Source organism: Glycomyces sp. MUSA5-2 (assembly GCF_037034145.1).
Classification (GTDB): Bacteria; Actinomycetota; Actinomycetes; order Mycobacteriales; family Micromonosporaceae; genus Glycomyces; species Glycomyces artemisiae.
Map to the genome: position 1 here is coordinate 918,315 of NZ_JBAGKG010000002.1, position 11,073 is coordinate 929,387.

Annotated in this window: 7 protein-coding genes; 6 read left to right on the forward strand and 1 reads right to left on the reverse strand. The window is 69.9% G+C overall.

Features of this window, described 5'->3' with window-relative positions:
- Nucleotides 1–2 precede the first annotated feature (2 nt).
- Nucleotides 3–2,201, forward strand: coding sequence for a peptidoglycan D,D-transpeptidase FtsI family protein (locus tag WA640_RS09820; RefSeq protein WP_335987453.1), 2,199 nt, complete (start codon nucleotides 3–5; stop codon nucleotides 2,199–2,201).
- A gap of 155 nt (nucleotides 2,202–2,356) precedes the next feature.
- Nucleotides 2,357–3,268 (forward strand): proteasome assembly chaperone family protein, encoded by a 912-nt coding sequence (locus WA640_RS09825; protein WP_335987454.1) that lies wholly within the window; start codon nucleotides 2,357–2,359, stop codon nucleotides 3,266–3,268.
- A gap of 63 nt (nucleotides 3,269–3,331) precedes the next feature.
- Here WA640_RS09825 and typA read toward each other — a convergent pair whose 3' ends face one another.
- Nucleotides 3,332–5,200 carry a translational GTPase TypA gene (gene typA / locus WA640_RS09830; RefSeq protein WP_106364614.1) on the reverse strand — a complete coding sequence of 623 codons (1,869 nt, stop codon included), beginning with the start codon at nucleotides 5,198–5,200 and terminating at the stop codon, nucleotides 3,332–3,334.
- Between the two features lie 177 nt (nucleotides 5,201–5,377).
- Between typA and gsmA the strand changes: the two genes are divergently transcribed.
- From gsmA to WA640_RS09850, 4 genes are all read left to right on the forward strand, one after another.
- Nucleotides 5,378–6,439, forward strand: a complete 1,062-nt coding sequence (gsmA, locus tag WA640_RS09835) for a sporangiospore maturation cell wall hydrolase GsmA (protein ID WP_335987455.1) — start codon at nucleotides 5,378–5,380, stop codon at nucleotides 6,437–6,439.
- Between the two features lie 204 nt (nucleotides 6,440–6,643).
- The gene (gene uvrA / locus WA640_RS09840) at nucleotides 6,644–9,598 is read left to right on the forward strand and encodes an excinuclease ABC subunit UvrA (RefSeq protein WP_219926772.1); all 2,955 of its coding nucleotides are present in this window, start codon (nucleotides 6,644–6,646) and stop codon (nucleotides 9,596–9,598) included.
- 211 nt (nucleotides 9,599–9,809) lie between these two features.
- Nucleotides 9,810–10,403: an A24 family peptidase gene (locus WA640_RS09845; RefSeq protein ID WP_335987456.1), complete on the forward strand. Its 594-nt coding sequence runs from the start codon at nucleotides 9,810–9,812 to the stop codon at nucleotides 10,401–10,403.
- 217 nt (nucleotides 10,404–10,620) lie between these two features.
- Nucleotides 10,621–11,025, forward strand: a complete 405-nt coding sequence (locus WA640_RS09850) for a hypothetical protein (RefSeq protein ID WP_146148110.1) — start codon at nucleotides 10,621–10,623, stop codon at nucleotides 11,023–11,025.
- Nucleotides 11,026–11,073: the final 48 nt, after the last annotated feature.

Below are 11,073 nucleotides of genomic sequence, written 5' to 3' on the forward strand. Positions count from 1 at the left end.
CGATGACCGAAGCCGATCCCCCGCGCCGGCGCGACCCCTCCTCGATCAGCCGGGCGCGCCGGTACACGCCTCGCGGACGCACCGTCCGCGAGGCGGCGGAGGCGGGAGAGGACAACCGGGCCAGGGAGAACGGGGCGCGCGACCGCGAGGCCGCGCGCCGCGAGCGCAACCGGGCCGCGCAGCAGGAGAGCGGGACCGAGGACCTCGCGGCGAAGCGCCGCCGCGAGGCCGCGGCCCGCTCCCGCGAGCGCCGCCAGCGCGAGACCGGCGAGATCCCCGAGGCCCGCACCGAGTCCCGCCCCGCCCCCCAGAGCACCCGCCGGACCGCGCGCTCGGAACCGGTGCGCCGCACCGGGACCGTGCGCTCGACCGCGACCCGCCGCACCGGGAACGTCGGCCCCCAGCGCCGTCCGCTGTCGCGCGAGACCGGGCCGGTCGCCGTCAAGCCGCTGCCGAGGCTCCCGAAGCTGGGGAGCCCGCGGCGGCGCCTGCGCATGGCCGCGGCGTTCGTCATGATCCTGCTCGTGCTCTCGGGCACGCGCCTGATCCAGCTCCAGGTCACCGACTCCGCGGCGTACGCGGCGGAGGCGCTGAACCAGCGGCTGACGACCGAGCCGCTCCCGGCCGAGCGCGGGGCGATCCTGGACCGCAACGGGAACCGCCTCGCCTACTCGATCGAGTCGAACTACATCGCGGTCGACCCGGGCATGGTCGAGGGCGACCCGGCGGAGCTGGCCGCGCTGCTCGCGCCGCTCCTGGGCCGCAAGGCGTCGGAGATCGAGCCGATCATCGCGACGAAGGAGTCCGCGCAGGGCGACGCGATCCGGTTCGCGTACCTCCAGCGCGGCGTCGACATCGCGGTCGGCAACCAGATCGAGGACCTGAAGAACCCCGGGCTGATCGTCGGCGACGACGAGCGGCGCGTGGTCCCCGGCCACGACCTGGCCGCGAACCTCCTCGGCTTCACCGGCGGCGACCAGGGCGAGGGCCTCACCGGCATGGAGGCCGAGTACGACGAGTGGCTGCGGGGCACCGACGGCGAGGTCTCGTACGAGCGCAGCCAGTCCGGGCAGCCGATCCCGGGCGCGTTCTACCGGGAGGAGCCGCCGGAGCCGGGCAACGACCTCCAGCTGACGATCGACGCCGACCTCCAGTTCCAGGTGCAGAAGATCCTGGAGCAGACGGTGACCGACCACGACGCGACGTTCGGCTCGGCGATGGTCATGGACGTCCACTCCGGCGAGATGCTGGCGATGGCCTCGACGCCGACGTACGACGCGGCCAACCCGTTCGAGGTCGACAGCGACGAGGCGTACCGCGACTACGGCACGCAGGCCACTGTGGACCCCGGTTCGATCCACAAGGCGATCGTGTTCGCCGCGGCGCTCGAAGAGGGCTGCATCACGCCCGACGGGACGATGCAGGTGGACCAGACGATCACCAAGGGCGACCAGGAGTACCACGACACGTACCAGCACGGCGACGCCGTGCTGAGCCTGGCCGGGATCATCGCGCAGTCCTCGAACGTGGGCACGATCGAGCTCGCCGACTGCATCGGCAAGGAGAAGCTGTACGAGTACCAGCGGGCGTTCGGCCTCGGCGAGACCACCGGCGTGGGCGTCGCGGGCGAGGCCACGGGCATCCTCCAGGAGCCGGAGAACTGGTCGGGCACGTCGTACGGCTCGGTCCCGATCGGCCACGAGGGCACGGCGACGATCATCCAGATGGCGGCCCTGTACGCGGCCATCGCGAACGACGGCGTGTACGTGCAGCCGACGGTCATCGACCACAAGATCGAGGCCGACGGCACCGTGGTGGAGCAGGAGGAGCCGGAGACGCGGCGGGTCATCTCGACCGAGACCGCGCAGCAGCTCCAGTACCTCCTCCAGGCGCCCATCGCGGCCGAGACGGGCACGGGCCGCAACGCGGAGCTGGAGAATTACCACCTGGCCGGGAAGACCGGCACGGGCGGGCTCGTGGTCGACGGCGAGTACGCGCCGGGCAACGTGGCCTCGTTCGTGGGGTTCGCGCCGGCCGAGGACCCGCAGTACGTGGTGGCCGTGAGCGTCTACGTCCCCGGCGGGGGCGGCGGCGGTTCGACCACCGGCGAGGCGTTCAAGGAGATCAACGAGTTCGCCTTGGGCTACTTCGGGGTTCGTCCCGCGACGACCCCGCCTCCGGTGTTCGACGTCTGGGGCTGACGGAAGAATTCAGTGCGGCGCAGCCGCTCCGGTCCGGGATGCGGGCGGGGCGACGGGTGCGGGGTGATGCTCGCCGGAAACCTCCCCGAGGGGGAATCGGGGGTCGGCGTCCGGCGTTAGCATCGAAGGCGTCAAGGAAGAAGGAGCCGATTGTTTTGAACGATGACCCTTGGGCACTGTGTGAAGTCCTCGCCGAGCCGCCGGAGGCCCGGGGCGCGGTGCTGCTGCACTTCCTGGACGGGTTCATGGACGCGGGCCAGGCGGGACGCGGGGTCGTGGACCACCTGTTCAAGACCTGCGAGCACACGCCGATCGCCTCATTCGACGTCGACCAGCTCATCGACTACCGCTCCCGGCGGCCGAACCTGACGTTCTCGATCGACCGCTGGTCGGACTTCGAGGCGCCGCAGCTGGTCGTCTACCTCATGCGCGACGCCTCGGACCGCCCGTTCCTGCTCATGACCGGCCCCGAGCCGGACTTCGCCTGGGAGCGGTTCGTGGACTCCGTGGAGGACCTCGTCGAGCACTGGCACGTGCCCCTCACCCTGGGGTTCCAGGGCATCCCCATGGGGGTCCCGCACACCCGCGCGCTCGGCATGACCGTCCACGCGACCCGCCCCGAACTGGTCTTCGACAACCGCCCCGTGTTCAACGAGGTCACGGTCCCCGGGAACGCCGCGGGCCTGCTGGAGTACCGCCTCGGGGAGTCCGGCCGCGACGCGATCGGCCTGTCGGTGCACGTGCCCCACTACGTCATGCAGATGACCTACCCGGCCGCGACGATGCGGCTGCTGGAGGGCATCCGCGAGGCCACCGGCCTCGACCTGCCCGCCGACGCGGAGCTGGAGACCGAACGCGCCCAAGTGGACACGGACATCGCCGAGCAGGTCGCCGAGTCCGACGAGGTCGCCGACGTCGTGAAGACCCTTGAGGAGCAGTACGACTCGTTCACCGAGGCCGCCGACGCCGACGAGATGCTCCAGGAGGGCCGCATCCCCACCGCCGACGAGATCGGCGCGGCGTTCGAGCACTTCCTCGCGCAGCGCGACAAGAAGGACGACGACTGAAACGCATACGACGACGGGGCCCGACCGGAAAGGTCGGGCCCCGTTTCGCGTTGCGGCGCTCGCCTACTTGTGCTTGTTCTTCGAGGCGGTGCGCCCGCGCTCCTTCTGGTCCAGGACGACCTTGCGGATGCGGACGGTCTCGGGCGTGATCTCCACGCACTCGTCCTCGCGGCAGAACTCCAGGGACTGCTCCAGCGACAGCGCCCGCGGCGGGACCACGTTCTCGGTCGAGTCCGCGGCGGCCGCGCGCATGTTGGTGAGCTTCTTCTCCTTGGTGATGTTCACGTCCATGTCGTCGGAGCGCGAGTTCTCGCCGACGATCATGCCCTCGTACACCTCGGTGGTCGGGCCCACGAACAGCGTGCCGCGCTCCTGGAGGTTGATCATCGCGAACGCGGTGACCGCCCCGGCCCGGTCGGCCACCAGGGAGCCGTTGTTGCGGGTCTGGAGCTTCCCGAACCACGGCTCGTGCTTCTCGTAGATCGAGTGCGCGATGCCCGTGCCGCGGGTCTGCGTCAGGAACTCCGTGCGGAAGCCGATGAGGCCGCGCGAGGGCACCAGCCACTCCATGCGGATCCAGCCCGAACCGTGGTTCGTCATGGTCTCCATGCGGCCCTTGCGGGTCGCCATGAGCTGCGTGATCGCGCCCAGGTGCTCCTCGGGGGAGTCGATCGTCAGGCGCTCGACGGGCTCGTGGGTCTTCCCGTCGATCTCCTTCGTGACCACCTCGGGCTTGCCGACGGTCAGCTCGAAGCCCTCGCGACGCATCTGCTCGACCAGGATCGCCAGGGCCAGCTCGCCGCGGCCCTGCACCTCCCACGCGTCCGGGCGCTCGGTCGGGAGCACGCGGAGCGACACGTTGCCGACCAGCTCGCGGTCGAGGCGGTCCTTCACCAGGCGCGCGGTCACCTTGTGGCCCTTGCCGCCCTTGCCGACCAGCGGCGAGGTGTTCGTGCCGATCGTCATCGAGATCGCCGGCTCGTCCACGGTGATGAGCGGCAGCGCCACCGGGTTCTCCGGGTCGGCCAGGGTCTCGCCGATCATGATGTCGGGGATGCCCGCGATCGCGCAGATGTCGCCCGGCCCGGCCTTCTCGGCGGGCTTGCGGGTGAGCGCCTCGGTCATCATCAGCTCGGTGATGCGCACGTTCGACATGGTGCCGTCGCGCTTGATCCACGTGACGGTCTGGCCCTTGCGCAGCTCGCCCTCCTCCACGCGGCACAGCGCGATGCGGCCGAGGAAGTTGTCCGCGTCGAGGTTCGTCACGTGCGCCTGGAGCGGCGCGCCCTCGGTGTACTCCGGGGCCGGCACGTGCTCGATGATCGTGTCGAAGAACGGCTTCAGGCTGTCGGAGTCCTCCGGGACCGTCCCGTCCTTCGGCTTGTTCAGCGAGGCCACACCGTCGCGCGCGCACGCGTAGACGATCGGGAACTCGATCTGGTCCTCGTCGGCGTCCAGGTCCAGGAACAGGTCGTACGTCTCGTTGACGACCTCGTCGATGCGCGCGTCGGGACGGTCGGTCTTGTTGATGCACAGGATGACCGGCAGGCGGGCGGTCAGGGCCTTGCGCAGCACGAAGCGGGTCTGGGGCAGCGGGCCCTCGGAGGCGTCGACCAGCAGCACCACCGCGTCCACCATGGACAGGCCGCGCTCGACCTCGCCGCCGAAGTCGGCGTGGCCGGGCGTGTCGATGATGTTGATGATCATCTCGGAGCCGTCGGCGGGATTGGCGTAGTGGACCGCGGTGTTCTTCGCGAGGATCGTGATGCCCTTCTCGCGTTCCAGGTCACCGGAGTCCATGACGCGGTCGTCGACGGCGGCGCCCTCGCGGAAGGCGCCGGCCTGCTTGAGCATGGCGTCGACGAGGGTGGTCTTGCCGTGGTCGACGTGGGCGACGATGGCGATGTTTCGCAGATCAGAGCGTGTAGACACGACGACAATTGTCGCTCAGTGAGCCCGTCCACCTCGCGTCAACCCAGGTGATCGCGGACACCCCGCCCCCACCACGCCCGAGAGTACTGCTCACATTGTTGCTTTCCATGACAGATCGTCCGCACTTTCATACACTGCCGTGCTATGGGCGTATTCCATATATCCATCCGATTCGTTATGGTTCTCGCGCTCGCCGCCGGAGCGATCCTCGTCGGCGCGCTCCCCGGCTACGCCAAGATCACCGGCGCGGTCGTCTCGACCACCTCCGGCACGATCAACGTGCGCTCCGGACCCGCCACCGACCAGAAGGCCGTCGGCACCCTCGCCAAGGGCGCCAACCCCGAGGTCTACTGCAAGGCCCGCGGCGAGCAGATCGCCGGGCACGTGCGCACCTCCTCCACCTGGCTGCGCATCGGCACCGACCGCTGGATCTCCAACGGCTACGTCGCCTGGTCGCCCTCGCAAGACGTCCCCTGGTGCGCCGCCAAGACCAAGGCCCCCACCGGCTCCAGCGTCACCACCGGCGGCGGCGAGCTCAACGTCCGCGCCGCCGCCTCCTCCACCGCCGGACGCCAAGGAGGCCTCGCCAACGGCGCCGGCGTCCTCGTCCAATGCCAGGTCTGGGGCCAGCAGGTCGACGGCACCGCCGGGAAGTCCGGCGTCTGGTACAAGGTCGGCGACAAGCGCTACGTCTCCGCCGCCTACATCAAATGGAGCGCCGGCCTCCCCTGGCTCCCCTGGTGCGGCCAGGACCCGCCGACGATCCCGCGCGGCGGCAACCAGGGCTTCATCGACGCCCACGCCGCCGCCGCCCAGGCCAGCGACCGCGACACCGGCGTCCCCGCCTCCGTCACCCTCGCCCAGGCCATCCTGGAGACCGGCTGGGGCAAGGGCGCGCTGGCCCGCGAGGACCACAACCTGTTCGGCATGAAGTGCTTCGGCTCGCCCGGCGACCACGCGCTCGGCTGCCGCGACTACGCCACGTTCGAGTGCAGCCCCACCGGCGGCTGCTTCGACATGGACGCCACGTTCCGGGCCTACGCCTCGGTCGAGGACTCGTTCCAGGACCACGGCGACCTGCTCTCGAACTGGTCCCGGTACGCCACCGCGATGGACCACGCCGACGACGCCAAGCGCTTCGCCACCGAGATCCACAAGGCCGGGTACGCCACCGACCCGAAGTACGCGGAGAAGCTCATCGGGATCATGGACGACTACGACCTGTACCAGTACGACTGAACGGGTGATCTGGAACGGGCCGGGGCTGGCGCCCCGGCCCGTTTTTCCGTGCGATGAAGGATGAGTGAAAGCTCACAGTCGGGGCGGAATCCGCAGCTCCGAGCGAGGTAACCTCGACGAGCGGCCCGCCGCGGGCGCGACTCCGGCGCCTTTTCGAACAGCGGGCCTCCCAGAACTGTCGGACCCGAACGTTAGATTCCCACCGTGGCCAACGAGCACTCATCGACCGAACCGAAGAACCAGCACTCCGCGGGGACGATCGTCGTCCGCGGCGCGCGCGAGCACAACCTCAAGGACGTCGACCTCGACCTGCCCCGCGACTCCCTGATCGTCTTCACCGGCCTCTCCGGCTCCGGGAAGTCGTCCCTCGCGTTCGACACGATCTTCGCGGAGGGCCAGCGCCGCTACGTCGAATCGCTCTCGGCCTACGCCCGCCAGTTCCTCGGCCAGATGGACAAGCCCGACGTCGACTTCATCGAGGGCCTCTCCCCGGCCGTCTCGATCGACCAGAAGTCCACCTCGCGCAACCCGCGCTCCACCGTCGGCACCATCACCGAGATCTACGACTACCTGCGCCTCCTGTACGCGCGCGTCGGCGTCCCCCACTGCCCGCAGTGCGGCGAGGAGATCGGCCGCCAGTCGCCGCAGCAGATCACCGACCAGATCATGGCGATGGACGAGGGCACCCGCTTCCAGGTGCTCGCCCCCGTGGTCCGCAAGCGCAAGGGCGAGTTCGTCGACCTGTTCGCCGACCTCCAGCAACAGGGCTACGCCCGCGCCCGCGTCGACGGCGAGGTGTACGCGCTCACCGACGTGCCCAAGCTCAAGAAGCAGGAGAAGCACGACATCGACGTGGTCATCGACCGCCTCGTCGTCAAGCCCTCCTCCGTGCAGCGCGTCACCGACTCCGTGGAGTCCGCGCTCGGCCTCGCCGACGGCGTCGTCGAGCTCGACTTCGTCGACGTCGCGGAGGACGACCCGGCGCGCACGAGACGCTTCTCCGAGAAGCTCGCGTGCCCCAACGACCACCCGCTCCAGCTCGATGAGCTGGAGCCGCGCACGTTCTCGTTCAACGCGCCGTTCGGCGCGTGCCCGGTCTGCCACGGCCTCGGCGTGCGCAAGGAGGTCGACCCGGAACTGGTCATCCGCGACCAGGAGGCCACCATCCGGGACGGCGCGCTCGCGCCGTGGTCCTCGGTCGGCATGGGCGACTACTTCCTGTACCAGATCGTGTCCCTCGGCGAGGCCGTCGGCTTCGACGTCGACACCCCCTGGGCCGACCTGCCCAGCCGCGCCCAGAAGGCGGTCCTGTACGGCTACGACGAGACCCTCCAGGTCGCCTACCGCAACAAGCGCGGGCAGCGCCGCTCCTACGAGACGCGCTTCGAGGGCGTCGTGCCGTGGGTCGAGCGGCGCCACCACGAGACCGACTCGGAGTGGACGCGCGAGAAGTACGAGCAGTTCATGCGGGAGATCCCGTGCTCGACCTGCGAGGGCACGCGCCTGAAGCCCGAGGTCCTGGCGGTCACCGTCGAGGGCCTGTCGATCCACGAGGTCTGCACCCTCTCGGTCAACGACTGCTCCTCGTTCTTCAACGCGCTCAAGCTCTCCGACCGCGACACGATGATCGCCGCGCCGATCGTCAAGGAGGTCACGGCCCGCCTTCGCTTCCTGCTCGACGTCGGCCTCGACTACCTGACCCTCGCCCGCGCCGCCGGGAGCCTCTCGGGCGGCGAGGCCCAGCGCATCCGCCTCGCCACGCAGATCGGCGCGGGCCTCGTGGGCGTCCTGTACGTGCTCGACGAGCCCTCGATCGGCCTGCACCAGCGCGACAACAACCGGCTCATCGCGACTCTGGAGCGCCTGCGCGACCTGGGGAACACGCTCATCGTCGTCGAGCACGACGAGGACACCATCCGCATCGCCGACCACATCGTCGACATCGGCCCCGGCGCTGGCGAGCACGGCGGCGCGGTGATCTACTCCGGGCCCGTCGCGGGCCTCACCGACGCCGAGGGCTCCATCACCGGCGACTACGTCTCGGGCCGCCGCCACATCCCGGTCCCGGAGCAGCGCCGCAAGCTCGAACCGGGCCGCGAGCTCGTCGTCAAGGGCGCCAGGGAGAACAACCTCAAGGGCATCGACGTCGCGTTCCCGATGGGCTGCATGGTCTCGGTGACCGGCGTGTCCGGCTCGGGCAAGTCGACGCTCGTCAACGAGATCCTCTACAACACGCTCGCCTCGGAGATCAACGGCGCCAAGCTGGTCGCGGGCAAGCACCGCACCATCACCGGCCTCGACGGGGTCGACAAGGTCGTGGGCGTCGACCAGTCCCCGATCGGGCGCACGCCGCGCTCGAACCCGGCGACCTACACGGGCGTGTTCGACAAGGTCCGCAAGCTCTTCGCGGGCACCCCGGAGGCGAAGGTCCGCGGCTGGGGCCCGGGCCGGTTCTCCTTCAACGTCAAGGGCGGGCGCTGCGAGGCGTGCGGCGGCGACGGCACGCTGAAGATCGAGATGAACTTCCTGCCCGACGTGTACGTGCCGTGCGAGGAGTGCGGCGGGGCCCGGTACAACCGGGACACGCTCAAGGTCCACTACCGCGGCAAGACCATCTCCGACGTCCTCGACATGCCGATCGAGGAGGCCGCCGACTTCTTCGAGCCGATCCAGTCGATCCACCGGCACCTGAAGACCCTGGTGGACGTCGGCCTCGGCTACGTCCGCCTCGGCCAGCCCGCCCCGACCCTGTCGGGCGGCGAGGCCCAGCGCGTGAAGCTCGCCTCCGAGCTCCAGAAGCGCTCGACCGGCAAGACCGTGTACATCCTCGACGAGCCGACCACCGGCCTGCACTTCGAGGACGTGCGCAAGCTCCTCGGCGTGCTCGACGGCCTCGTCGACAAGGGCAACACGGTCATCACCATCGAGCACAACCTCGAAGTCATCAAGTGCTCCGACTGGGTCATCGACCTCGGCCCCGAGGGCGGCGACAAGGGCGGCACCCTCGTCGCCACCGGCACTCCGGAGGAGATCGCCGACATCGCCGCCAGCCACACCGGCGAGTACCTCCGCCCGCTCCTCGGCCTAGAAGGCAAGGCCAACGGCACCGGAGCGGCCGCGAAGCGCGCCCGCTCCGGCAACGGCCGCACCAGGAAATAGCAACACCACGACACGAGGGGCGCGGCCGCCAGGCCGCGCCCCTCGTGCATTGGGCCGTCGGGAGGTTGGTCCCAATCCGGGGCTCGGGCGTGTCGCATCGCCGTCGCCCCCGGCTTCAACGATGCCAGCGGGGTACGACAACATTCCGCCGCCGAGCCGCGGCGGCGCGTCGTAGGGGGTTGGGGGGCTTGGGGAGTGCGAGCATCTGTAGATGCTGTACGCCGGGGCGGTCGTGGTCGCGATGGTCGTGGTGCCGGGGCTGCGGCGGGCGGTGTCGGTGGCGACCGATCGGCGGCCGGCGCCGTGGCTCGTCGCGGCGGTCTCCGTCGGGGCGGCGCTGCTGATCGTCTGGCGCGGTGAGGGTCTGCTGCACCTGGCCGCGCTGTCCCTCGTGGCCGCCTCCGGGATCGCCGCCGGGTGGATCGACGCTTACGAGCGGCGGTTGCCCGATGTGCTCATCCTGCCGCTGTTCCCCGCGGTCGCCGCCCTCCTCGTCGCCGCGGGCGACGAGGACCGGCTGCTGCGGGCCGCGGCGGTCGCCGCCGCCGCGATGGTCCTGTTCGGCATCGCCTGCGCCGCAGGGCAGGTCGGGTACGGCGATGTGAAACTCGCCGGGCTTCTCGGGATGGTGCTCGCGTGGAGCGACTGGGAGACCGCCGCGGTCGCCCTCGCCGCCACCGCGTTCATCGGCGGGGGACAAGCCATTGCGGCGATTGCCATGGGCCGCAAGGACTTTCCCTACGGCCCCGCGATCCTCCTCGGGGCCGCGACCGCGCTCGCGCTCGGGCCGCTCGACGGTTCCTGAATGCGAGTTAGGTTCGGGCGGAGAAACTGTCGTACCCGTGGGGCAGGATTGTAAATGGGGGTCCCCAGGGGTCCGATTTGTGGAGACGCTCCCGAATTCAGGTGTCACTCGATCGGTTCGCGGTTTTCGCGATTTCGCCTTGCTCGGGCGGTGGCGTAGTTATATTCATGGCCGACCTGGCATCAAAGGGTCACAAGAGACACCCGAGCACTGAGAGGTGACAGTGATTCGTTTCATCGCCAAATCCGCCGTTGCGGCGGCAGCAGCCGGAATGCTCGCCGTGGGGATGGCCGCGCCGGCGCTGGCCGCGGAGACCACCGCCCCGACCACGGAGTCGAGCTACGAGTACGACCCGCAGGACTTCGGCGGCGTCAACTTCCTGTCGAACCTCTGCATCGGCAACTGGAGCGGCGACGTCATCAGCCTGCTCAACGTCGCCAAGAGCGACGTGACCGACCTGTGCAACGGGTGGGACCAGAACCCGAAGGGCGTCAACGTGGCGTCGAACATCTGCGCTCTCAACTGGGACTGGAGCAACGCCGCCAGCCTCGGTCTGCTCGGGACCTCGGACGTGGACAAGGTCTGCAACTGGTCGAAGCACCAGAAGCCGGCGAACCACTAGTCGCGGCGGCGCTCTCCGCACCGGGAGCGCGCGTCGAGGGGCGGCCAT

Coding starts and splice junctions, on each gene's coding strand:
- WA640_RS09820 (WP_335987453.1), top strand. CDS start 3: ATGACCGAAGCCGATCCCCCGCGCCGGCGCGACCCCTCCTCGATCAGC.
- WA640_RS09845 (WP_335987456.1), top strand. CDS start 9,810: ATGCTGTACGCCGGGGCGGTCGTGGTCGCGATGGTCGTGGTGCCGGGG.
- gsmA (WP_335987455.1), top strand. CDS start 5,378: ATGGTTCTCGCGCTCGCCGCCGGAGCGATCCTCGTCGGCGCGCTCCCC.